Annotated in this window: 25 protein-coding genes and 1 tRNA gene; 8 read left to right on the top strand and 18 right to left on the bottom strand. The window is 62.0% G+C overall.

Annotated features, from left to right (window positions below; translation table 11 throughout):
• The first annotated feature begins 101 nt into the window (after window positions 1-101).
• The 5 genes from NKI54_RS23790 (at window position 102) to NKI54_RS23770 (ending at window position 4,405) form a co-directional block, all read left to right on the top strand.
• Window positions 102-1,640 carry an undecaprenyl-phosphate glucose phosphotransferase gene (locus tag NKI54_RS23790; protein ID WP_023674623.1) on the top strand — a complete coding sequence of 513 codons (1,539 nt, stop codon included), beginning with the start codon at window positions 102-104 and terminating at the stop codon, window positions 1,638-1,640.
• Entirely contained in the window at window positions 1,637-2,926 is a 1,290-nt protein-coding gene (locus tag NKI54_RS23785; RefSeq protein WP_023674622.1) for an O-antigen ligase family protein, read from the top strand. Before NKI54_RS23790 ends, NKI54_RS23785 begins: the two co-directional genes overlap by 4 nt.
• Window positions 2,927-2,962: 36 nt before the next feature.
• Window positions 2,963-3,039: transfer RNA gene (locus tag NKI54_RS23780), tRNA-Pro, on the top strand.
• Window positions 3,040-3,829: 790 nt separating this feature from the next.
• Window positions 3,830-4,063 (top strand): hypothetical protein, encoded by a 234-nt coding sequence (locus NKI54_RS23775; RefSeq protein WP_023674518.1) that lies wholly within the window; start codon window positions 3,830-3,832, stop codon window positions 4,061-4,063.
• A gap of 147 nt (window positions 4,064-4,210) precedes the next feature.
• Window positions 4,211-4,405: a hypothetical protein gene (locus NKI54_RS23770; protein WP_023674517.1), complete on the top strand. Its 195-nt coding sequence runs from the start codon at window positions 4,211-4,213 to the stop codon at window positions 4,403-4,405.
• 38 nt (window positions 4,406-4,443) lie between these two features.
• Here NKI54_RS23770 and NKI54_RS23765 read toward each other — a convergent pair whose 3' ends face one another.
• Entirely contained in the window at window positions 4,444-4,902 is a 459-nt protein-coding gene (locus NKI54_RS23765) for a YbaK/EbsC family protein (protein ID WP_352449319.1), read from the bottom strand.
• 120 nt (window positions 4,903-5,022) lie between these two features.
• Window positions 5,023-5,301 carry a helix-turn-helix domain-containing protein gene (locus tag NKI54_RS23760; protein ID WP_023674515.1) on the bottom strand — a complete coding sequence of 93 codons (279 nt, stop codon included), beginning with the start codon at window positions 5,299-5,301 and terminating at the stop codon, window positions 5,023-5,025.
• A 317-nt stretch (window positions 5,302-5,618) separates the two neighbouring features.
• Here NKI54_RS23760 and NKI54_RS23755 point away from each other — a divergent pair, with 317 nt between their 5' ends.
• Window positions 5,619-5,810: a hypothetical protein gene (locus NKI54_RS23755; protein ID WP_023674514.1), complete on the top strand. Its 192-nt coding sequence runs from the start codon at window positions 5,619-5,621 to the stop codon at window positions 5,808-5,810.
• Window positions 5,811-5,936: 126 nt separating this feature from the next.
• Here NKI54_RS23755 and NKI54_RS23750 read toward each other — a convergent pair whose 3' ends face one another.
• From NKI54_RS23750 to NKI54_RS23720, 7 genes are all read right to left on the bottom strand, one after another.
• The gene (locus NKI54_RS23750) at window positions 5,937-6,278 is read right to left on the bottom strand and encodes a hypothetical protein (RefSeq protein ID WP_023674512.1); all 342 of its coding nucleotides are present in this window, start codon (window positions 6,276-6,278) and stop codon (window positions 5,937-5,939) included.
• A gap of 74 nt (window positions 6,279-6,352) precedes the next feature.
• Window positions 6,353-6,895, bottom strand: a complete 543-nt coding sequence (locus NKI54_RS23745; RefSeq protein WP_352575914.1) for a MerR family transcriptional regulator — start codon at window positions 6,893-6,895, stop codon at window positions 6,353-6,355.
• 245 nt (window positions 6,896-7,140) lie between these two features.
• A complete protein-coding gene (locus NKI54_RS23740) occupies window positions 7,141-7,464 on the bottom strand; it encodes an integration host factor subunit alpha (RefSeq protein WP_023717292.1) in 324 nt (107 codons plus the stop codon).
• Between the two features lie 105 nt (window positions 7,465-7,569).
• On the bottom strand, window positions 7,570-8,541 hold the full coding sequence (locus tag NKI54_RS23735) for a beta-ketoacyl-ACP synthase III (protein ID WP_023674509.1): 972 nt from the start codon (window positions 8,539-8,541) through the stop codon (window positions 7,570-7,572).
• A gap of 9 nt (window positions 8,542-8,550) precedes the next feature.
• Window positions 8,551-9,621, bottom strand: coding sequence for a phosphate acyltransferase PlsX (gene plsX / locus NKI54_RS23730; protein ID WP_352449317.1), 1,071 nt, complete (start codon window positions 9,619-9,621; stop codon window positions 8,551-8,553).
• Window positions 9,622-9,744: 123 nt separating this feature from the next.
• A complete protein-coding gene (locus NKI54_RS23725; RefSeq protein ID WP_352575910.1) occupies window positions 9,745-10,293 on the bottom strand; it encodes a YceD family protein in 549 nt (182 codons plus the stop codon).
• A 40-nt stretch (window positions 10,294-10,333) separates the two neighbouring features.
• A complete protein-coding gene (locus tag NKI54_RS23720) occupies window positions 10,334-10,873 on the bottom strand; it encodes a ubiquinol-cytochrome C chaperone family protein (RefSeq protein WP_023674506.1) in 540 nt (179 codons plus the stop codon).
• 114 nt (window positions 10,874-10,987) lie between these two features.
• Here NKI54_RS23720 and NKI54_RS23715 point away from each other — a divergent pair, with 114 nt between their 5' ends.
• Window positions 10,988-11,521, top strand: a complete 534-nt coding sequence (locus tag NKI54_RS23715) for an outer membrane protein assembly factor BamE (RefSeq protein ID WP_352636861.1) — start codon at window positions 10,988-10,990, stop codon at window positions 11,519-11,521.
• Between the two features lie 124 nt (window positions 11,522-11,645).
• Here the strand turns inward: NKI54_RS23715 and NKI54_RS23710 are convergent, their stop codons facing one another.
• Together NKI54_RS23710 and NKI54_RS23705 are read right to left on the bottom strand one after the other, a co-directional pair.
• Window positions 11,646-13,787 (bottom strand): sodium-translocating pyrophosphatase, encoded by a 2,142-nt coding sequence (locus NKI54_RS23710; RefSeq protein ID WP_023674504.1) that lies wholly within the window; start codon window positions 13,785-13,787, stop codon window positions 11,646-11,648.
• A 255-nt stretch (window positions 13,788-14,042) separates the two neighbouring features.
• Window positions 14,043-14,543 carry a DUF2165 family protein gene (locus NKI54_RS23705; RefSeq protein ID WP_352636860.1) on the bottom strand — a complete coding sequence of 167 codons (501 nt, stop codon included), beginning with the start codon at window positions 14,541-14,543 and terminating at the stop codon, window positions 14,043-14,045.
• Between the two features lie 79 nt (window positions 14,544-14,622).
• On the opposite strand from NKI54_RS23705, the gene NKI54_RS23700 reads away from it, so the two are divergent.
• On the top strand, window positions 14,623-14,856 hold the full coding sequence (locus NKI54_RS23700) for a hypothetical protein (protein WP_023674502.1): 234 nt from the start codon (window positions 14,623-14,625) through the stop codon (window positions 14,854-14,856).
• 27 nt (window positions 14,857-14,883) lie between these two features.
• On the opposite strand, the gene NKI54_RS23695 is transcribed toward NKI54_RS23700, so the two are convergent.
• The 7 genes from NKI54_RS23695 to ribH form a co-directional block, all read right to left on the bottom strand.
• Window positions 14,884-15,633, bottom strand: a complete 750-nt coding sequence (locus NKI54_RS23695) for an ABC transporter permease (RefSeq protein WP_352636859.1) — start codon at window positions 15,631-15,633, stop codon at window positions 14,884-14,886.
• Window positions 15,630-16,568 (bottom strand): ABC transporter ATP-binding protein, encoded by a 939-nt coding sequence (locus NKI54_RS23690; protein ID WP_023674500.1) that lies wholly within the window; start codon window positions 16,566-16,568, stop codon window positions 15,630-15,632. Before NKI54_RS23690 ends, NKI54_RS23695 begins: the two co-directional genes overlap by 4 nt.
• Window positions 16,565-17,740 (bottom strand): ABC transporter permease, encoded by a 1,176-nt coding sequence (locus NKI54_RS23685; protein WP_352692516.1) that lies wholly within the window; start codon window positions 17,738-17,740, stop codon window positions 16,565-16,567. The genes NKI54_RS23690 and NKI54_RS23685 overlap by 4 nt, the downstream gene beginning before the upstream one ends.
• A gap of 43 nt (window positions 17,741-17,783) precedes the next feature.
• Entirely contained in the window at window positions 17,784-18,695 is a 912-nt protein-coding gene (gene osmF, locus NKI54_RS23680) for a glycine betaine ABC transporter substrate-binding protein OsmF (RefSeq protein WP_352636858.1), read from the bottom strand.
• Window positions 18,696-18,854: 159 nt separating this feature from the next.
• Window positions 18,855-20,072, bottom strand: coding sequence for an MFS transporter (locus NKI54_RS23675; RefSeq protein WP_352622820.1), 1,218 nt, complete (start codon window positions 20,070-20,072; stop codon window positions 18,855-18,857).
• Window positions 20,069-20,569, bottom strand: coding sequence for a transcription antitermination factor NusB (gene nusB, locus NKI54_RS23670; RefSeq protein ID WP_352449306.1), 501 nt, complete (start codon window positions 20,567-20,569; stop codon window positions 20,069-20,071). The genes NKI54_RS23675 and nusB overlap by 4 nt, the downstream gene beginning before the upstream one ends.
• Window positions 20,566-21,060 carry a 6,7-dimethyl-8-ribityllumazine synthase gene (gene ribH, locus NKI54_RS23665; RefSeq protein WP_352456583.1) on the bottom strand — a complete coding sequence of 165 codons (495 nt, stop codon included), beginning with the start codon at window positions 21,058-21,060 and terminating at the stop codon, window positions 20,566-20,568. Before ribH ends, nusB begins: the two co-directional genes overlap by 4 nt.
• Window positions 21,061-21,116: the final 56 nt, after the last annotated feature.

The following is a 21,116-nucleotide window of genomic DNA, read 5'->3' as shown; positions in this document are numbered from 1 at the left end:
CCGGGCTGCTCCTGGTGAAAGCGTCTCCAAAGCCATCTGTTGTTTCAAGGGTTTCTTAGCTCTCTTTTGCTATTCACCTGAGGGAAACCTGCGGACGCCCCATGAACGAAATCGACCCAGCGCGCCGTTTTTCGCTAGACGCGGTGCGCAAATTCGACGCCCCTGCCGAGAACAATACGGCCGGCGGCGGCATGACCGATGTTGCCCGCCAGGTCGCCTCGCAATACCGGCGCGATACGATGTCGCCGATCATGGTGAGCGGCGTCCTGCGCATGGTGGAATTCGCGCTGCTGTTGGTGTCAGGTCTTGCCGTCTATTTCTATTATGTCGGCTTTTTCAACTATCTTGCCTGGCAGTACTCACTGACGATCGCCGCCACCTCGTTCCTCGCGGTCGTTCTGTTCGACGTCACCGACTGCTACCAGATCGTCGCACTGATGCGGCCGATCGCCAATTTCGGCCGTCTCCTGCTGGTCTGGGCCGGAACCTTCGCCTTGATGGCGCTCACCGCCTTCACCATGAAAATGTCGGAAGACTATTCGCGCCTGCTCTTCGGCACGTGGTTCGTCGTCGGTTTCGTGTTGATCCTGGGTCTCCGCCTGGTGATGTCGAAGCTGATCCGGCGCTGGGCGCGCGACGGGCGGATGGAGCGCCGCGCCGTCATCGTCGGTGGCGGCAAGGCGGCGGAGGTACTGATCCGCTCGGTCGAAAGGCAGCCCTACAACGACATCCGCATCTGCGGCATCTTCGACGACCGCGGCGACAAGCGGTCGCCGCCGGTTGTCGCCGGTTATCCCAAGCTCGGTACAATTTCCGAACTCATCGAATTTGCCCGCATCGCGCGCATCGACATGCTGATCGTATCGCTGCCGCTGACCGCCGAATCGCGCGTGCTGCAGTTATTGAAGAAGCTGTGGGTGCTGCCGGTCGACATCCGGCTATCGGCGCATTCGAACGCGCTGCAGTTCAGGCCGCGCGCCTATTCCTACATCGGCTCGGTGCCGATGCTCGATATCTTCGACAAGCCGATCAACGACTGGGATTCGGTCGCCAAGCGCGCCTTCGACATTGTCTTTTCGATCATCGGCATCATCGTGTTCTCGCCGGTGATGCTGGCGACCGCAATCGCGATCAAACTCGACAGCAAGGGGCCGGTGCTGTTCCATCAGAAGCGGCACGGCTTCAACAACGAGATTATCGACGTCTACAAGTTCCGTTCGATGTATACCGACAAGGCGGACCCGACGGCGAAGCAGACCGTGACCAAGAACGATCCGCGCGTCACCCGCGTCGGCCGCTTCATCCGCAAGACCTCGATCGACGAACTGCCGCAGTTCTTCAATTCGCTGTTCGGTTCGCTGTCGCTGGTCGGGCCGCGCCCGCACGCCATTGCCGCGCAGTCGCACAACCTCCTCTACAATGAAGTGGTCGACGGCTATTTCGCCCGCCACAAGGTCAAACCCGGTGTGACCGGCTGGGCGCAGATCAATGGCTGGCGCGGCGAGATGGACACCAACGAGAAGATTCGCATGCGGACGGAATACGACCTCTATTACATCGAGAACTGGTCGCTCTTGTTCGACCTCAGAATCCTGTTCCTGACGCCGATCCGCCTGCTCAATACGGAAAACGCGTATTGATCGCGACGGCCTATGAATTGCCGGCTGCGGCGGTCAACGCCAAGCTGATTGCACTGATTGCGTCGGGGGCGGTTTTCCTCGGCGTTTTCCTGTCCGGTTTCGTCATTGCCGAGCCCGCGCCGTACGATCTCTACATGATCGGGCTGATCGTGGTGTGGCCCTTGTTCGGCATGCGTATACAGCGCGCGGCGGTGCCACTTCTGGTGCTGCTGGTTATCATGAACATCGGCGGTATGATCTCGATGACGCAGATGTCGGACCTCGCCGGCACGCCGCTCTATCTCGCCGTCTCGCTGTTCCTGGCCTTAACCGCGGTTTTTTTCGCTTCGGTAACGGCCGTCCGGCCCAGTCTCTACCGGGTGATCTTCGTCGCCTATGTGGTGTCGGCAGTGCTGACTTCGCTGGTCGGCATAGCCGGCTATTTCCATGCCTTTCCAGGAGCGGAGATCTTCACCAAATACGACCGTGCCGCCGGCGCCTTCCAGGACCCGAACGTGTTCGGTCCGTTCCTGGTGCTGCCCGGCATCTACCTGCTCTACCTGCTGCTTACCGGCTCGGTTGCACGCATGCCGCTATTGGCGATGCCGTTGCTGATAATCACCGCCGGCATCTTTTTTTCCTTTTCGCGCGGCGCCTGGGGCATGTTCGCCGTTTCGGCGATCCTGCTGACCGGTGCCTTGTTCCTGCAGAGCGCCAGCGGCAAGTTCAAGCTGCGCGTCGTCGTCATGACCATCGCCGCCGTCGGACTGCTGGTCATCGCAATGATCGTCATCCTGCAACTGCCAGGCGTCGCCGAGATGTTCTCGAACCGCGCACAGCTCGAACAAAGCTACGACACCGCCCGGCTCGGCCGCTTCGCCCGCTATACGATCGGCTTTCAGATGGCACTGGAGCATCCGTTCGGCATCGGCCCGCTCGTCTTCGGCAAGATGTTCGGCGAGGACACGCACGACATCTGGCTGAAGATGCTGATGGATTACGGCTGGCTCGGCTTCGTGTCGTTCCTGACGCTGACGTGCTGGACGATCGCCGCCGGCTTCCGCATTCTGCTGCGCGACCGGCCGTGGCAGCCTTATCTTCTATGCGCCTACGTCGCCTTCATCGGCAATATCGGGCTCGGCACCTTCATCGACATCGACCACTGGCGCCATGTCTACCTGCTGCTTGGCTTGATCTGGGGTGCCATCGCGCTCGAATACCGCCACCAGTGGCAACTGCGGGCGGCGCAGCGACCGGCAATCCCCGTCGCGGTTGCTTCAGGCAGGACAGCAACCGAATTCGGTTGACCGGACCCGGTCTATCACGATACATCGCGACCGGTCCGGAGTGTAGCGCAGCCCGGTAGCGCACTTGACTGGGGGTCAAGGGGTCGTCGGTTCGAATCCGGCCACTCCGACCATTAAAATCCAAAGGCTTAGCCAGTTTTCCCCCAAAACTGGCTGTACAGACAATAGCCGCACTGCAGCCAGCGCAACATACGCAGGCGTGATCTCATCGAGGGAACCGATCACGCATCACTCGTGCGCGAGGCACGGAGGCTGGCGTCTAGCCAGAAGCCCACCGAGAAACCGCGCGGTAACGGCTAGGTAAGCTTTGCTGCGTACGCCAACCTTTATCGTGAGCCCGTATTCCAGCTTCAACAAGAAAAGGTCCCGCCGCACATGCCAGAACGGCGGGACTCGATCAGGCGCCTTGCATCAGGCAGGGGTGACTCGGGGGTTGGGCATGCCCGGTGCGCGCGGATCGTAGTGAACCCTAGGCGCATCAGCTGCAATGCGTCCACCAACCGTCGGTTGGAAAGAACTAATTCAATCCCGACGGCTGGCCTGGCCTGAACAGGCGCGCGCTCAAGGCTCAGTTTCTTCCCGGGGAGGAGCTTTTTGGTCAGGACAATCAGGATAGGGCAATTCTTCACACGGAGAGGGCCTGTCGCCAACGCTGCCATAATGTTCCGCGAGTTTTGCGAAACCGTAGGCGAAGGCGAAAAGAAGCGCGAGGACAACCGCTATTCGGACGGCCATACCGTATTGTAGCAGGATCCTCCCATTGGAGCGCGCGGCGTTTTGGTACGTTTGAATGTTGAGTTCGAAAAAGGTTGGCTGTAGTTGAATTGCCGTCGTCCGCAGTTGTAAGGGCGAGCGGACGCTTCGAAGATGCCACGCGCTTTCGCCCTGTCCGGGAGAGATGCAATGTCGCTTCAAGGGGTTGCCTGTCCTGCCGATCTGACCATGTTGACCAAGGCACTCGATGCCCGATGCCGTGAACTAGGCCTCGCTGATGGAGATCCAGGCAGAGAACTGCTCGGCCGCAGGGTGATGGATTTATTTGAAAGTGGTCAGCTCAGCGCCGAAGATTTGAGACTGGCTCTGAGCGGCGAGATCTTTAACGCCAAAAATCGTCCGGCCGGAGCCAGTGGGCTTTGATACGGCAAGCGGCTATCCGCGCAACCATTTGAATTACTGGCCCAGCGTCGGCTTCCGTGTGCGCAGGAGCGCGTGTGAACAAATGTGATTTTGCGGTCGGTGCCAGACGGGCTAACTTTACCCATCGAACGAAAGAGGAGAATGATCATGAAGACATTCCTCGCAATAGCCGCGGCACTGACCATGTCCATATCAGCTGCCTCTGCGGATTGCCCCGCGCATTCCAAGGTCCAGGCATCGGTCGACACGCAGACGAAGACAGCAAGCGTCGAGAAGGCCGATATGTCGACTGTCACGGACGCTCAGACGATCAAAAAAGAAGAGCCACAGAAGACCGAGTAGCGGTAACGCTCAGCGGATCCCACGACCCGGATAAATGGCTACTGGCACACATCCACCCACTCGGCGTCGACGAGTTCGGCCAGGCGTTGCGGGCTGAGCCGTACGGCGGCATTCGTCGCGCCTGCCGCCGGGACGACCTCGTCAAAGGCGCGCAGCGAGATGTCGCAGTAGACCGGGAGCGGCGCCGGTAGGCCGAACGGGCACACCCCACCGACGGGATGATCGGTCGCGGCGAGCACCTGCTCGGCGTCCAGCATTCGCGCCTTGCCACCAAACCGGTCCTTGAATTTGCGATTGTCCAGCCTGGAGATCCCGCTGGCCACGATCAGCATCGTCTGGTCGCCGGCGCGCAAGCAGATCGTCTTGGCAATCTGCGCCGGCGCTACGCCATGCGCTTCGGCGGCCAAAGGCACCGTCGCCGAGCTTGCCTCCGTGACGATGACATCAATGTCGGGCGCGTGTGCGGCGAAAAAGGCGCGAACGGATTCGAGGCTCATCTCCGGCAATTTCCGTCTGGCGTCGCCGTGGCGGCCGGCAAGTCCACTACGTGGCCGTAAAAAACGAAGCCCGCCAGGGCGACCCATGGCGAGCTCGTGGAATAAAAGCATGACACGTCGCTACGACACGGATCGCCTTTTGGCAGGCAACACGGCTTCGTCAAACAGAGCGCTTTCCGGAAGTTGAAGCGCGGAGGCAATACGCCGACGTTTCGAGGGATCGGCATCCTTGCCGCTTTCAATGTCGGCAATCTCATAGGCTGCCAGCCCGCACGCCAGGGACAGCTCTTCGATGCTGTATCCACGGGCTTCCCGGGCGGTTCGGACGGCACTGCGTTCAGGCGTAACCGCGCTCGCCGCCAGTTCGGAGTAAGGTTCGCGTTTTGCTATTTGGGGCATTGGCAACTCCGTGGGATGAAAGAGTTAGATCAAATCATGTTGTTGCCTGAGACGATCGGGAGAATGCCCGCTCGCCGGTGATTTGCCAAGCATCAAAGATAGCGTCACGGCATCGTGAACCGACGCCGGAATGAATGGCGGATGCCGGCGCGCCGACATCTGGCCGGTTCGTCAGCAGACACAGTTCGGAAACAAAATTCTACAGGCCGGAAAAACTGCCGAAAAACTCCAAGGCGATAGTCCCAACCGCAGCGCTCGAGTCACCGACCTGAATCAGTGACGCTCAAATTCCGCCTGCGCAAAAAGGAAACGATGTCATGAAGAAGCCTCTTCTCTCCGCCCTTGGACTTGCAATCGCACTTGCCCTCTCGATGCCGATCATCGGCGCAAGCAGCGCGAATGCAACGACGATGCACACCACCGTCAAGAAGCATCACCGCCATCACTACCATCACCGCGTCCACCACTACCGCCACCATCACAAGAAGGTTGTCGCGAAGAAGTACTGAAAACACCCTCGGGCGAACAACCCGCAATCAGGCGTTCTGGTGCTTGATCAAGGGCGGCGCGCTTGCCGGGCTTTCCGTGTCGGCGAAAAATGGCGGCGGTCCGCTGACCACCGCCATTTGCTTATCTCAACGTGCCGATCTTGAACGCGCTCGCGGTGCTTGTTGCTGCCGGCCGCCGAGGAACAGACTGGCGACGAGCCCGACCAGAACCAGCCCGACAGCGGCCGCCGTCGCCGGGTGATCTCGGGCGGTCTTCTCGATCGCCCGGCCTTGCCTTCTGATTGCCGGCAAGGCGTCGCCGAGGCGCTCAGTGATATCCGAATAATAATCCGACGCGGTATCGCGCCCGTCTTCGTAAAAGGCGCCGCCCCGCTTTAACACGGCTTTCTTCAAGGTGGCCAGTTCCCTGGTCAGGGCCGCGACCTGTTTGTCCAGATCGGTGTCGGAGATGCTCGAAAGCGATGCCATGACGTGCTTCCTTCATCTGTAGAAGGAAGCCTAACGCATGACCCTGAAGACCGTTCCGGTCAGCCCGGCGGGCTCTAGCGAACCTGATCGAGCAGGCGCTTGCATTCCAGCAGGTCGAACAGCGCCTCCTGCAGCAATGCGCGATTGTCACGGGAAAGTTTTGACGTGTCCGGCGGAACCGGACCTTCCTCGTCGGTCTTGCCTATACCGAAAAAACGACGGCTGGGTTTCACCCTCGGCTGGCCAACCAGCATTTCGTCGTCCGTGCCGCGCGGCTGCGCCGCTTGCGTCAGCGGTACCGTGTCGGCCTGCCGGCGCTGCGAGATCGCCTCGACCGCCGCCATGTCGCCACTGCCGACGGCGATCAGAAACTGGTTGCCGTTCTCGCGCAACAGCTTCTGCACGCCCTTGATCGTATAGCCCTGGTCGTAGAGCATATGACGAATACCCTTGATCAGTTCGACGTCCTGCGGACGGTAGTAGCGGCGGCCGCCGCCGCGCTTCATCGGCTTGATCTGGTTGAAACGCGTCTCCCAGAAGCGCAGCACGTGCTGCGGCAAATCCAGATCCTCCGCGACCTCGCTGATGGTGCGGAAAGCATCAGGGCTCTTGTCCATGGGCGAATCCTCACGCTAGAGCATGATCGCGAAAGGCGGGAACCGGGTTCGGGCGACATCACGCTTAACAAGGAGAGCAGCTTTCCGTCCCGCCGGAACGGATCACACCCAAATACCGATCCGGCGTACCGAATCGCATCTTATTTCAGCGGTTTATGAAACAATATTCAAGCCCGGCGCAAAAGCAGGGTTCGCTTTTCAACCGAAGCCTGGAGCATGATTCTTGGCAAAGGGGGATTGGGCGGCTACTTGCTGCCCTTGGCTTTGCTGTTTTGATGGGAGCGCAGGATACGATTCTTCAGCACGTTCGACGACTTGAAGGTCATCACCCGGCGCGGCAGGATCGGCACTTCCTCACCGGTCTTGGGATTGCGCCCGATGCGCTCGTTTTTGGAGCGCACGTGGAAGGTCGCGAAGGACGACAGCTTCACCGTCTCGCCGCGAACGATCGCCTCGCAGATCTCATTCAGCACCGCCTCGACAAGCTCGGCCGATTCAGTACGCGACAGCCCAACCTTGCGGTAAACGGCTTCGGCGAGGTCGGCGCGCGTAAGTGTCTTTCCCCCCATACGAACCGTCCCATCAGCTCAAAAACATAAATCGATACAAGCAACGGCAGAACCTAAGTAATTGATCCGTCAAGGTCAAGGGACCCGAACCCGATAGTTCGGCACTTACCAGCGGAGCAGGACGGCACCCCAGGTGAAGCCGCCGCCCATCGCCTCGAGCAGTACCAGGTCACCCTTTTTGATGCGACCGTCGGCGACGGCTGCGGACAGTGCCAGCGGCACGGAAGCCGCCGAGGTATTACCGTGCAAATCGACGGTCACCACCACCTTCCGCTCCTCTATCCCGAGCTTTTTGGCCGAAGCGTCAATAATTCGTTTATTGGCTTGATGCGGCACGAACCAGTCGAGATCGGCGGCGCCGATGCCGGCCTGTGCGAACGTCGCCTCGATGACGTCGGTGATCATGCCGACCGCATGCTTGAACACTTCGCGGCCTTCCATCCTGAGGTGCCCGACCGTTCCGGTGGTCGACGGCCCACCGTCGACAAAAAGCTTGTCCTTATGGATGCCGTCGGAGCGCAGGCTGGCCGCCAGAACGCCTCGGTCGGCGATGCCGCCTGCCCCCGTGCCTGCTTCCAGCACCATCGCGCCGGCGCCGTCGCCGAACAAAACGCAGGTCGAGCGGTCGTTCCAGTCGAGAATACGCGAAAATGTTTCCGAGCCGATCACCAATACCCGTCTGGCCAAGCCGCCGCGGATATAGAGGTCGGCGGTCGTCACTGCATAGACGAAGCCGGAGCAGACCGCCTGCAGGTCGAAGGCAAAACCGTGGTGCATGCCGAGCCGATTCTGGATCTCGACCGCGGTCGCGGGAAAGGTGTTGTTGGGCGTCGAGGTCGCCAGCACGATCAGGTCGATGTCGTCAGCCGTCAGGCCGGCGCTGTCGAGGGCCGCGCGCGCTGCCGCCTCGCCCAGCGAGGCCGTCGTCTCGTCGTCGGCCGCAATGTGGCGCTGGCGAATGCCGGTGCGCTGGACGATCCACTCGTCCGACGTCTCGACCATGCCTTCGAAATCGGCATTCTTCATAATGCGGCGGGGCAGCGCGGCGCCCGTGCCGCGCACGACTGATCTGATCAATGCTCTTTCCTATTCCTTTGCGTCGATGACGACGTCGGATTTCCGGATTGTCTGGGCATTCGGATTGCGGGCATGGAACAGGTCGAGATCGGCTTCGATGCGGTCAAGCAGATTGTTGCGCACCATGTCGTAGCCAAGCTCGATCGCCGCCGCGAAGCCATCCGAATCAGCCCCGCCATGGCTTTTCACCACGATGCCGTTCAATCCGAGGAAGACGCCGCCATTGGAGCGGCCGACATCCATCTTCTCGCGCAGGCGATCGAAGGCGGTCTTGGCGAAGATATAGCCGATCCTGGCCATCAGCGTCCGGTTCATCGCCGCGCGCAGATAGCCGGCGATCTGCCTGACGGTGCCTTCCGCCGTCTTCAGCGCGATGTTGCCGGCAAATCCTTCGGTAACGACGACGTCGACACTGCCCTTGCCGATGTCGTCACCCTCGACAAAGCCGTGGTAGTTCATCGAGGCCATGTTGGCCTCGCGCAACATACGACCCGCCTCCTTGACCTCTTCCTGGCCCTTGATCTCCTCGACGCCGACATTGAGCAGGCCGACGCTCGGCCGTTCGATGCCGAAAACCGAGCGCGCCATGCCGGTGCCCAGAATGGCAAAATCAACCAGTTGATGCGCATCCGCGCCAATGGTGGCGCCGACGTCCAGCACCACGCTCTCGCCGCGCAATGTCGGCCAGAGCGCCGCGATTGCCGGGCGATCGATGGTCGCCATGGTGCGAAGGCAGAATCTGGACATTGCCATCAGCGCGCCGGTATTGCCGGCCGAGATGCAGGCGTCGGCAGTGCCTGCCTTGACCGCCTCGACGGCCTTCCACATCGATGACTTCCAGCGGCCATGGCGCAGCGCCTGGCTCGGCTTGTCGTCCATCCGCACTGCGATCTCGCAGTGGATGAACTCGCTCACTTCCGCCAGCTTGGGGAATTTGGCGAGTTCGGGCCGTACCACTTCTTCGCGCCCATAAATGACGAAGCGTATATCCGGACGGCGGGTGGCGACAGTCATGAGCGCCGGGATGACCACGCTTGGCCCGTGATCGCCGCCCATGGCATCGATGGAAATCCTGATCACGCGGTGTTCATCTCACGGTTGCTTGGCCAGCGGGCTTGCCAAGGTGCGGGGCTCGCGAAGGTTCGGCGAAAATAACGGTTTTGGGCTGCCGCACAACCAACTTTTCTCAAATTGGGTCAGCTATCAGGATTTTCCCAACAGTGATCTGAGCTTTTGCTGGAATTCATTCTCCACAGGCTCGGCATCGCCGGCGGCCTGCAGCGATACACCCGGCTTGCGCGGATATGGATCGATCGCCAAGCCAAAGAACTGCTCGGCAAGCGCCCCGACGTCGATCGCATCGCCGGAAAAGGTTTCCGGGCTGTCCGGGCCTTCGGCGTCGAGCAGGATCTCACCGCCGCCGTCGAAACCTTGCCGCCCGAGCTTGGATTGCTCCGGCAGGAACAGCGCTTCGACCGGCTCATCGATATGCGCCTCGACCGGGTCGAGGGTGACGATGCAGGCCTGCGTTATATCGGCCTCGACATGACCGCTGACTTTCACGCCGTTGCGCTTCCAGGGCTCGACCAGGAGTTCGGCGCGATAGTTCTCGACCGAAAGCAGCTCGTGCTCGACGGCCAGCAGGGCGCGCTGCCCAGCGTCGGCATCGATGACCACCGGCAGCCCCTTTTGCGGCAGCCGGGCGACATTTGCCAGGAATGACACTGGGCTGTGGGTATCAGGGTGTTTCATCTTCGCCTCCACTTCGCCACCTTCATCGGCCAGCCGTCGCTCAAGCGTTGGCCACGGGAAATGCCACCGTTCCGGAAACGATCGATTCGGTCGGCTGTTCCGCGAGTTGCCTTGATGCATCGGCGGCATAGAGTGCCAGTTGCGACGCTTGCGGCCAGGCGCCGGCATCCGGCCTGACATTGCGGGCAAGGGCGGCGGCGAGTGCATCATGGTCATTTCGTTGCAGCGCATCATCATAGGCGGCGGTACGGCCATAGAACATCTTCGCCAGTTTCCGCATTCGCTTCGGCACACCGACGTCGCCAATGCCCAATTCACGCAACGAATGTTCGACATCCATGAAGAACTCGTCGATCAGCACCTGCGCAACCTCTGCCGCAGCACCGCCCTCGCCGCGCAACCGGTGCTGGAACAGGAACATGTGCAACGACAGCATCTCGAAGCGGCCGAGCGGCGTGTCCGGGACGTTCCAGGCGGAATAAAACACCGTTTGCCGCGCCGCCGCCACGATTTGTGCGTAAAGCGCCTCGGTGATGGCGCGGTTGGCATGTCGTTCGCGGCCAAAGAGGCGCTGGAACATTTGAGGGTGGTCTCCCGGGACCGTTTGTTGAAGTGGCCTTGTTGCATCGGCAAGCAAGCTGGTTTACCGGTTTTGCGGCCCAGCGCAAGTTGCGGCCAGCTTATGGAGTTGTAGTTGCGCGCGCTGAAATTCAAGTCGACTTTCCTGCCCAGGCCCGGCGGTGCGGTTTCGCTGCTGGTGATCGCTGCGGCGCTTTCCGCCTGCAATTCGTCCAAGATGATCGGCGATCTCAATCCGAGCGAGACGCTGACGCAAGGCTACGTCATCGACCAGCAGGCGATCGACCTGGTGCCGGTCGGCTCAAGCCGCGAACAGGTGCTGCTGGCGCTCGGCACTCCCTCGACGAAGGCGACCTTCGATAACGAGGCCTTTTATTACATTTCTCAGACGCGCAAGCGCTATGTCGCCTTCGACAAGCCGCGGCTGGTCGACCAACATGTGCTGGCGGTCTATTTTGGCGATGACGGGCGCGTCACCCAGATCGCCAATTACGGCTTGAAGGACGGCAAGGTGTTCGACTTCATCTCGCGCACCACGCCGACCGCCGGCAAGGACCAGAACTTCCTCAGCCAGATCATCAGTGGCGCCAGCAAGCTGGCGCCTGGTGTTCCCGGCGCCAGCGGCGGCAGCACGCTCGGCGGCACCTGATCCACCCGAGGGTGTCGGCTTCCTTCCGTTCCTTTCGCTTCCCTGTAAGCGGCATATCTCAGGCAATGAAAAACCCGCGGGAGCGATCCCGCGGGTTTTTGTCTTAAGGCCATAGCGACCGAGCTTAGCCGTGCGCGAGAACGGCCAGCAACAGCAGCGCGACGATGTTGGTGATCTTGATCGCCGGGTTGACCGCTGGGCCGGCAGTATCCTTGTAGGGATCGCCGACCGTGTCGCCGGTCACCGAAGCCTTGTGCGCTTCGGAGCCCTTGAGGTGCTTGAGGCCGTCCTTGTCGACGAAACCGTCTTCGAACGACTTCTTGGCGTTGTCCCAGGCGCCGCCGCCGGAGGTCATCGAGATGGCAACGAACAGGCCGTTGACGATGACGCCGAGCAGCGAGGCGCCGAGCGCGGCAAAGGCGGATGCCTTCGAACCGGAGATCAGGAGGACGCCGAAATAAACCACCAGCGGCGCCAGCACCGGCAGCAATGATGGAACGATCATCTCCCGGATCGCTGCCTTGGTCAGAAGGTCGACGGCGCGCGCATAGTTCGGCTTCGAGGTGCCGGCCATGATGCCCGGATCCTCGCGGAACTGCTTGCGCACCTCCTGGACGATAGCACCCGCGGCGCGGCCCACGGCGGTCATGGCGATGCCGCCGAACAGATACGGGATCAGGCCACCGAAGATCAGGCCGGCGACGACGTAAGGATTGGAGAGGTCGAAGGAGACGTCGCCCATGCCCTGGAAGTACGGGTATTTGTCGCCATTGGCGGCAAAGAACTTCAGGTCGTTAGAGTAGGCCGCGAACAGCACCAGCGCGCCGAGGCCGGCCGAGCCGATGGCGTAGCCCTTGGTTACCGCCTTGGTGGTGTTGCCGACAGCGTCAAGCGCGTCGGTTGACTGGCGCACTTCCTTGGGCAGGCCGGCCATTTCGGCAATGCCGCCGGCATTGTCGGTGACCGGGCCGAAGGCATCGAGCGCGACGATCATGCCGGCGAGGCCAAGCATCGTCGTCACCGCGATCGCCGTGCCATAGAGACCGGCGAGCTGGTATGTCGAGATGATGCCGCCGACGATGACGATCGCCGGCAACGCCGTCGCTTCCAGCGAGACCGCGAGGCCCTGGATGACGTTGGTGCCGTGACCGGTGACCGAGGCCTGGGCGATGGAGTTCACCGGACGCTTGCTGGTGCCGGTATAGTATTCGGTGATCACCACGATGAGGCCGGTCACCACAAGGCCGACCAGGCCGCAGATGAACAGGTTCGTGCCGGTGATGGCCATGCCGGCGACAGTACCGATCTCACCCCAGCCGATGCATGCCGAAGTGGCGACGGCAAGGCCGACAATCGACAGCAAGCCGGTGACGATAAGGCCCTTGTAGAGCGCGCCCATGATCGAGCCGCTGGAACCGAGCTTGACGAAGAAGGTGCCGACGATCGAGGTGAGGATGCAGGCGCCGCAGATGGCCAGCGGATAGAGCATGGCCGCGCCGAGAACGGCGGTGCCACCGAAGAAGATGGCGGCGAGGACCATGGTGGCGACGACGGTCACCGCATAGGTCTCGAACAGGTCGGCGGCCATGCCGGCGCAATCGCCGACATTGTCGCCGACATTGTCGGCGATGGTGGCCGGATTGCGTGGATCGTCTTCGGGAATGCCGGCTTCAACCTTGCCGACGAGATCGCCGCCGACGTCGGCGCCCTTGGTGAAGATGCCGCCGCCGAGACGGGCGAAGATCGAGATCAGCGAGGCGCCGAAGCCGAGCGAAACAAGCGAGTCGATGACGACGCGATCGTCGGGCTGCAGACCCATGAACTGGGTCAGGATCAGGTAGTAGATCGAGACGCCGAGCAGGGCCAGGCCAGCAACCAGCATGCCAGTGATGGCGCCCGACTTGAAGGCGATCTCGAGGCCGGCAGCGAGGCTGTTGGAAGCCGCCTGCGCGGTGCGCACATTGGCGCGCACCGAGACGTGCATACCGATGAAGCCAGCGGCGCCCGATAGAACGGCGCCGATCAGGAAGCCGATGGCGGCGGTGATCGAAAGCAGCCACCAGGCGAGCAGCAGGACCACGACGCCGACGATGGCGATAGTGGTGTACTGGCGCGCCAGATAGGCCTGCGCGCCTTCGCGGATGGCCGCGGAAATTTCCTGCATGCGTGCATTGCCCTGATCGGCCGCGAGGACCGAACGTGTCGCCCAGATGGCGTAAAGGACTGAAAGCAGACCGCAGGCGATGACAGCTGAAAGTATGGTCATTGCCGAATTTTCCTCGATTGGTGGCCCAAAAGAACCCCTCCCCGGGCCGTTGAGACAGGGGACGAATTTTCCGCAACCGGAATCCGTCCCTTCGCAGCGGCTTATGCGAAACAGGGCTCGGAACGTCAAGATATTGTTCCGTTCCTGTCCGGCTTTCGCCCAAAAGATCCCGGGTTTCGTCCAAAAGGCTGGACGGCAGTGTGCGCCTGTCGACACTGCCATCCGGTTAGATCGGTTGAAATCGACGAACGGCGGTCAGGCTTTACGCGGGTCGCCGTCCGGCTGGACGACGAAGACCAGCACCACCAGCATGGTCATGTAGAATTTGAACGCCGCCTCCTGACCATTCCAAATCGAAGACTGCCACATGGCGAACCACTCGCCGCCAACGACCATGAAGCCGAAATACCAAACAAGGAAACCCATGGTGGCGGCTATGATGACGAACTTCTTGGCATCGTTGAATGCCTGTCCGCTGGCTTTGCGCGCCTGCCAGAGTTGCCAGGCGGCGATTAGGTAAAGCAGGCAGGTCAGCGCCTCGCCAATGATGATCAGCCAGTAGCCAGCCGTCCACAGCGACGGGTTGGTGATCGAGCGGTACATCAGTGCATTGCCGGGAAAGGTCGTGTCCATGCTCAGCACATGCTGGACAAAGACGAAGTTTGAGCCGTAATCGGTGATGTTGCCGAAGGCGACGAGGAAGGCGAAAGCCGCCAGACACAAACACATGACGATCTTGGAGAAACGCGCGGTCATGGCAAGAACTCCTGCTGAAAGATCGGGGCATCGCACTCATCAATCGCCGAGTCCCGAAGATCGCGCAACGGGTGGGCCAGTGATCATCGTGCTCACAGCCATTGCGAGACATTATGCCGGCAAGCAAGATATTGCCGAGACTGTCGAAGCCCTCGATCTCGACAGTGATTGCGCGGTGGGCGACTTGGTCTCTGTGGTTAGAGCCGACACACAGCACGATTTCGCCATCATCCGCCGCCGCTGGATCACCGGCGAGACGGGCACAACGCTGGAACTGACGCTCGATCATCCGACGCGGTCGACCGGCCACTGAAAAAAGAGCGAACTTCGCCCCGAGACGCTACTCGGGCTCGCGTCCCATGCGCCGGGCGGTATAGCGCTCGACCGCCGACAGCCCGTCATAGATCAGCACGGCAAGGGCGGCGACGATCAGGCCACCCTGCAGGATGAAGGCGAGGTTGTTCGACAGCAGGCCTGCGATGATCACCTCGCCCAGTGTCCTCGCCGCTACCGTCGAGCCGATGGTCGCGGTGGCAAGGCTGATCACCACCGACAGCCGGATACCACCGAGAATGATCGGCGCGCTGAGCGGCAGCTCGACCTTGACCAGTCTTTGCCAGCCGGTCATGCCGGCGCCACGCGCCGCCTCGACTACGTTGGCCGGCAGCGTCGTCAGGCCGGTCAGCGCATTCTCAAAGATCGGCAGCAGTCCGTAGAGAAACAGCGCAATCAGCGTCGGCTTTTCGCCGAAGCCGACCGCCGGCACGGCAAGCGCCAGCACCGCCACCGGCGGAAAGGTCTGGCCTATATTGACCAGACTGCGCGACAGCGGCAGGAATTCGGCGCCGGCTGGCCTGGTGACCAGAATGGCGAGCGCGACCGCAACGATCGTCGCGGCAACCGTCGCGATCAGCACGGTCCGCAGATGCAGCAGCGTCAACGTCAAAAGGCTGCCCTGATTGTAGATTACCGGCGCGTTGTTCTCTGTCAGCGGCTTCAGCAGCGGTTCGAACCAGCCGGGATTGGCGACGAAGGCAATAAGCACTACTACCAAGGCCAGCCTGAGCAGCGACGGAAGCCAGGCTTTCATGCCGGCCTCGCCGCGCGCTTAACCAGCCCGTCTACAGTGACGCGGCCAAGCGATTTGCCGTCAGAATCTTTCACCGGAAGTGCCGGGCGGCCCGACCACAGGAGTTCGGCCAACGCGTCGCGTTGGCTGGCGTCACCGGGGATCGCCTCGCCTTCGGCCGTGCCTTTTTCCACCGCGTCGCGCACCCGGCCAAGCGACAACAGCCGGAACGGTTTTTCGCTGGCGCCAACCAGGGTCTCGACAAACGCGCTGGCCGGTTTCGCCAGTATCTCGGCCGGCGCGGCATATTGCACTACTTTGCCGCCATCCATCACCGCGATCTTGTCGCCCATGTGAACGGCCTCTTCCATGTCATGGGTGACTAGGATGATGGTGGTGCCGAAGCGTTTCTGGATCGCCAGCAGATCCTCCTGCGCCTTGTTGCGGATGATCGGATCGAGCGCACCGAACGGCTCATCCATCAACAGCACGTTGGGTTCCGCGGCAAGCGCCCGGGCGACGCCGACGCGCTGCTGCTGACCGCCGGAAAGCTCATGCGGATAGCGTGGCCCGTAGGCTTGCGGGTCGAGCTGGTATAGCGTCATCAGCTCGTCGACGCGGGCCTTGATGCGGTTGGCGCCCCAGCCGAGCAATACCGGCACAGTGGCGATGTTCTGCGCCACCGTGCGATGCGGAAACAGGCCGTGGCCCTGGATGGCATAGCCGATGCTGCGACGCAGCTCATAATCCGGGACCGAGCGGTTATCGACGCCGTCGAGCTTGATCACGCCCGATGTCGGCTCGACCAGCCGGTTGATCATGCGAAGCAGCGTCGTCTTGCCGGAGCCGGAGGTGCCGACGATGACGGCGATGCTGCGCGGCTCGATTACTATCGACACGTCGTCGACGACTGTCGTCTCGCCGTAGCGCTTGGTGATGCCTTCGATCTCGATCATGCCGTTTCAACCCTGCGCTTGCTGGCGCTCATTTCGATCACTGCATCGAGGATGATGGCAGCGGCGAAGGCCAGCACCACCGTGGGAACAGCACCGAGCAGCACCAGGTCCATCGCCGTCTGGCCGACCCCCTGGAATACGAACACGCCAAAGCCGCCGCCGCCGATCAACGCGGCAATCGTGGCGAGGCCGATATTCTGCACCAGCACGATGCGGATGCCGGTGAGGATCACCGGGAAAGCCAGCGGAAACTCGACGCCGAACAGCCGCTGGCGGTCGGTCATGCCCATGCCGCGCGCTGCGTCGTTGGCGGCACGCGACACACCGGCGAGGCCGACCACGGTGTTGGCCACTACCGGCAGCAGTGAATAGAGGAACAAAGCGACGAAAGCCGGCGCCGTGCCGATGCCGCGAATGCCGAGCGCGGCAGCTCCCGGCACATGCGAAGCGACCCAGCCGAGCGGTGCAATCAAGAGGCCGAACAGCGCAATCGAAGGAATGGTCTGGATGATGTTCAGCACGTTGAGCACACCGGCCCGCAATTTCTCGACGCGGTGGCAGAGGATGCCGAGCGGCAGGCCGATAATCACCGCTGCCGCCAGCGAACCCAGCGCCAGCGTCACGTGCTTGGAGCCTTCCGCCCAAAAACTATCGGCGCGATTGAAATATTCCTTGAGGATCGACAGGCTATTCCAGCTTCCCGAGACGAGCAGCAGCCCGATCGCCGCTGCGGCGGCAACAAGCACGCCGATCCGTGCCTGAGGCGACAGGTTCAGCCTAGTAAGCACGTCGGCGAGCAGAAGCGTGAAGGCGAAGATAAGCAGCCAAAAGCCCGAAGCCGGCGAGATACGGGCGAAGGTGTTGCCGGCAGGTGTCAGGAAACTGCCGGCGACGCCGATCAGCAGCGCCAGCGCTGCAAGCGCAACCACACTGGCGGCGAGGCGCAGAACAAGCGGCGTTTTCAGCAGCGCAATGAGCGCCGCTGCGACGACAATCGCCATCAACAGCGGACCGACCATCGCAGGCAAAGATTCGAGGATCGAGCGCGCCTCGCCGGGTACGATGCGATTGGCGCGGAACGTGGCGAATGGTGCCGCAAAAGCCGCATAGGCTGATATCGCCGCGATGACCACGCCGAGCTTGTCGAACCGGATGCGCACGCCCTCCCCCATCGGCCGATCCGGCGCACCTCGAAAGCGGCGCGCCGGAATCGCCTTACTTGAGGAAGCCGTTCTTTTTCAAAAAGTCCTCGGCGACGCCCTTGACCGGTTCGCCGCCGACCTGCACTCGGCCGTTCAACTCCTGCAGCGTGACAAGGTCGAGCTTGGCGAAGACCGGCTTCAGCAGCGTCTCGATTTCGGGATGCTCCTTCAGCACCGCCTCGCGGATGATCGGCGCCGGCTGGTAGACCGGCTGCACACCCTTGTCGTCCTCAAGCACGATGAGGCCGGAGGGCGCGATGCCGCCGTCGGTGCCATAGACCATGGCGGCGTTGGCGCCGTTAGTCTGGTTGGCTGCGGCGGCAATGGTGGCCGCCGTGTCGCCGCCGGACAGCGTGATCAACTGGTCCGGCTTTAGCGTGAAGCCATAGGTCTTCTGGAAAGCGGGCAGCGCGGCCGCCGAATTGACGAACTCGGCGGAGGCCGCCAGCACCACCTTGCCGCCGCCCGAGACATATTTGCCGAAGTCGGAAAGAGTGACGAGCTTATTGGTATCGGCGACCTCCTTGCGCAGGGCGATCGCCCAGGTGTTGTTGGCCGGTGACGGTGACAGCCAGACGATCTTGTTGGAGTCGTAGTCGAGCTTCTTGGCAGTCTCGTAGGCCTTGGCGGCGTCTTTCCACACCGGATCGTCGGCCTTCTCGAAGAAGAAGGCGGCGTTGCCGGTGTATTCCGGATAGATGTCTATCTCGCCGGCTGTAATCGCCTTGCGCACCACAGGTGTGCCGCCGAGTTGGATGCGGTCGGTGGTCTGGATATTATTGGCGTTCAGCACCAGTTGGATGATATTGCCGAGCACACCGCCCTCGGTGTCGATCTTCGACGACACCACCACCTGGGCACTCGCCGAGGCCAACGCAATTCCGAGCGCTAGTACAGCGCCGGCCAGAACCTTGATTGAAAACATCTCACAAATCCCTTGCTGTGAACCGGAATACGGCTGCCGCATATGAGCATGGCTTCGATGCCCCGTCGGGGTACACGGTTTCATAAGAGGGGGGATGGGCGCAATAATTTTGTTCAGATGTGAGTGAATCCGCTGCCGCGACGTCCCGACAGCGTGACGTCAGTTGGCCGCACGCAAGCCCGTCATCTTCAACACGCCCAGTGCCACGAAGCACAGCGCGACGACCGGGAAAATCATCCAGTTCAGCATCTCCCAGCCCCAGGCATTGTAGACCGCGCCCGACATCAGCGAGGCGAAGGCGACGGAGCCGAACAGGACGAAATCGTGGAACCCCTGGACCTTGCCTTTTTCGGATGACTGGTAGCTGTCGGCCACCATGGCGGTGGCACCGATGAAGCTGAAGTTCCAGCCAAGGCCGAGCAGGATCAGCGCCGTCCAGAACTGCCACAGTGCCAACCCTGACAGCGCCACTATGGCGCAGCCAATCAGCAGCACCAGGCCGATGGCCACGATCCGCTCCGCGCCGAAGCGATAGATCAGCGACCCCGTGAAGAAGCTCGGCGCGAACATCGCCATCACATGCCAGGAAATGCCGAGCGTGGCGTCGTCGGTCGAAAGGCCGCAGCCGACCATGGCCAGCGGCGCGCCGGTCATCACGAAGCTCATCAGTGCGTAGCTGCCGACGGCGCAAAACAGCGCTGCGACGAAGCGCGGCCTGGTGACGATTTCCGAGAGCGGGCGGGCGTCGCTGTCGGCGATTTCCACCTTGTCGGTTGCCTTGGCCGGGATGCGCAACAAAGAGAGAATGGCGGCGCCGACCGCCGCCAGCACCAGGATGGACGCAAACGAGCCGGCAAACTTCACCGGCGAGAACAGATCGCCGGTGAAGATGACGATCTGCGGCCCGAGTATGGCGGTGACGATGCCGCCGGCAAGCACGAAGGAGATGGCACGCGCCTTGAATTCAGGCGGCGCATTGTCGGCGGCGGCAAAGCGGAACTGCTGGACGAAAGCGCCCCCGATGCCGATCACGGCCAAGCCGAAAGCGAATAGCCAGAAGCTGGCATGAAACAGCGCCAGCGTGGCGACCAGCCCGCCAAGCGCCGTGACCGCTGTGCCGGTCATGAAGCCGTCGCGCTGGCCGAGCCGGCGGATGATCGCCGCGGCCGGCAGGGAACCGAGCGCCACGCCGACATTGAAACCGGTGATCGGCGCGGTTGCCAGCGACTTGTCAGCATCGAGCAGGTACTGCCCGGCCAATCCGCCCATGGAAATGGCGATGGGTGCGGCCGAGCCGATGATCGCCTGCGAGGCTGCGAGGATGAAGGCGGTGCGACGCGCTTCCTTGCCCGCCCCAACGGCGACGATAGCAGTCATGAGGCGTCCTTGCCACGGCCCTCGCCACGCACCCGGCGCGACACGCGATCAAGCACCGCATTGACCAGTTTCGGCTCGTCTTCCTCGTAAAATGCCTTGGCGATGTCGACATATTCGGAGACGATGACCGCCACCGGCACGTCCTCGCGCTGCATCAGCTCGTAGACGCCGGCGCGCAATATGGCGCGCAATGTGGAATCGAGCCTCGACAGAGGCCAGTCCTCGGTCAGCGCCTGTCGGATGACTGGATCGATGGTCTTCTGGTGCTCGACAACGCCGGCAAGAATGGCGCGAAACCATTGCGCATCGGCTTCGCGATAGAGCGCGCCATCGACTTCCTTGCCGAGCCTGAACGCCTCGTACTCGGCGGTGATCTCGAACACGCCGCTGCCGGCGACATCCATCTGGTAGAGCGCCTGCACGGCCGCCAGACGGGCAGCACCGCGCTTGTTGGCGTGGCGAACCGCAGGCTGGCCGGGCGAAGCGGGTTCGCTCACGATCGCTCTCCCAGTTGTTCCTTTAGGGCGATCATGGTCAGCGCCGCACGCGCGGCAAAGCCGCCCTTGTCGCCTTCCGAACGTCTTGCTCGCGTCCATGCCTGTTCGTCGTTTTCGGTGGTCAGGATGCCGTTGCCGATGCAGACCGCATCCTGCACGGACAGGTCCATCAGGGCACGGCTGGATTCATTGGCGACGATATCGAAATGATAGGTGTCGCCGCGGACCACCGTGCCGAGGGCGACGAAGCCGTCATAGTTCGTCCCGCCTTCGGAGGCACCGTCGAGCGCGAAGGAAATCACCGCCGGGATTTCGAGCGAGCCCGGAACAGTGACGACATCGTATGTCGCGCCCGCTTCCTCGAGGGCCTTTGTCGCGCCTTCGAGCAACGCGTCGGCAAGGTCGTCGTGAAAGCGCGCCTCGATGACAAGAAGGTGGGCCTTCTTCTTCGGACGGATGAACGCTTTGCCGTGTTGGGATGTGCCTGCCATAGATGTCTCCGGGGATCGCCGGTGACTTAGGCCGAAGCCGGTTTGATCGCAAGCGG

This window comes from Mesorhizobium sp. M0663 (assembly GCF_040320585.1).
Lineage (GTDB): Bacteria > Pseudomonadota > Alphaproteobacteria > Rhizobiales > Rhizobiaceae > Mesorhizobium.
The sequence above is the reverse complement of the archived record's forward strand: the minus strand, read 5'-3'. Positions and strand labels throughout refer to the sequence as shown.

What these genes read in the sequence shown, in the direction of transcription:
- NKI54_RS23725 (WP_352575910.1), bottom strand. Translation starts at nt 10,293, where the DNA reads ATGAAACACCCTGATACCCACAGCCCAGTGTCATTCCTGGCAAATGTC.
- NKI54_RS23775 (WP_023674518.1), top strand. Translation starts at nt 3,830, where the DNA reads ATGTCGCTTCAAGGGGTTGCCTGTCCTGCCGATCTGACCATGTTGACC.
- NKI54_RS23740 (WP_023717292.1), bottom strand. Translation starts at nt 7,464, where the DNA reads ATGGGGGGAAAGACACTTACGCGCGCCGACCTCGCCGAAGCCGTTTAC.
- NKI54_RS23675 (WP_352622820.1), bottom strand. Translation starts at nt 20,072, where the DNA reads ATGACTGCTATCGTCGCCGTTGGGGCGGGCAAGGAAGCGCGTCGCACC.
- NKI54_RS23790 (WP_023674623.1), top strand. Translation starts at nt 102, where the DNA reads ATGAACGAAATCGACCCAGCGCGCCGTTTTTCGCTAGACGCGGTGCGC.
- NKI54_RS23765 (WP_352449319.1), bottom strand. Translation starts at nt 4,902, where the DNA reads ATGAGCCTCGAATCCGTTCGCGCCTTTTTCGCCGCACACGCGCCCGAC.
- NKI54_RS23720 (WP_023674506.1), bottom strand. Translation starts at nt 10,873, where the DNA reads ATGTTCCAGCGCCTCTTTGGCCGCGAACGACATGCCAACCGCGCCATC.
- NKI54_RS23690 (WP_023674500.1), bottom strand. Translation starts at nt 16,568, where the DNA reads ATGATCGAGATCGAAGGCATCACCAAGCGCTACGGCGAGACGACAGTC.
- osmF (WP_352636858.1), bottom strand. Translation starts at nt 18,695, where the DNA reads ATGTTTTCAATCAAGGTTCTGGCCGGCGCTGTACTAGCGCTCGGAATT.
- ribH (WP_352456583.1), bottom strand. Translation starts at nt 21,060, where the DNA reads ATGGCAGGCACATCCCAACACGGCAAAGCGTTCATCCGTCCGAAGAAG.
- NKI54_RS23750 (WP_023674512.1), bottom strand. Translation starts at nt 6,278, where the DNA reads ATGGCATCGCTTTCGAGCATCTCCGACACCGATCTGGACAAACAGGTC.
- NKI54_RS23710 (WP_023674504.1), bottom strand. Translation starts at nt 13,787, where the DNA reads ATGACCATACTTTCAGCTGTCATCGCCTGCGGTCTGCTTTCAGTCCTT.
- NKI54_RS23755 (WP_023674514.1), top strand. Translation starts at nt 5,619, where the DNA reads ATGAAGAAGCCTCTTCTCTCCGCCCTTGGACTTGCAATCGCACTTGCC.
- NKI54_RS23770 (WP_023674517.1), top strand. Translation starts at nt 4,211, where the DNA reads ATGAAGACATTCCTCGCAATAGCCGCGGCACTGACCATGTCCATATCA.
- NKI54_RS23695 (WP_352636859.1), bottom strand. Translation starts at nt 15,633, where the DNA reads ATGAAAGCCTGGCTTCCGTCGCTGCTCAGGCTGGCCTTGGTAGTAGTG.
- NKI54_RS23705 (WP_352636860.1), bottom strand. Translation starts at nt 14,543, where the DNA reads ATGACCGCGCGTTTCTCCAAGATCGTCATGTGTTTGTGTCTGGCGGCT.
- NKI54_RS23685 (WP_352692516.1), bottom strand. Translation starts at nt 17,740, where the DNA reads ATGGGGGAGGGCGTGCGCATCCGGTTCGACAAGCTCGGCGTGGTCATC.
- NKI54_RS23745 (WP_352575914.1), bottom strand. Translation starts at nt 6,895, where the DNA reads ATGGACAAGAGCCCTGATGCTTTCCGCACCATCAGCGAGGTCGCGGAG.
- NKI54_RS23760 (WP_023674515.1), bottom strand. Translation starts at nt 5,301, where the DNA reads ATGCCCCAAATAGCAAAACGCGAACCTTACTCCGAACTGGCGGCGAGC.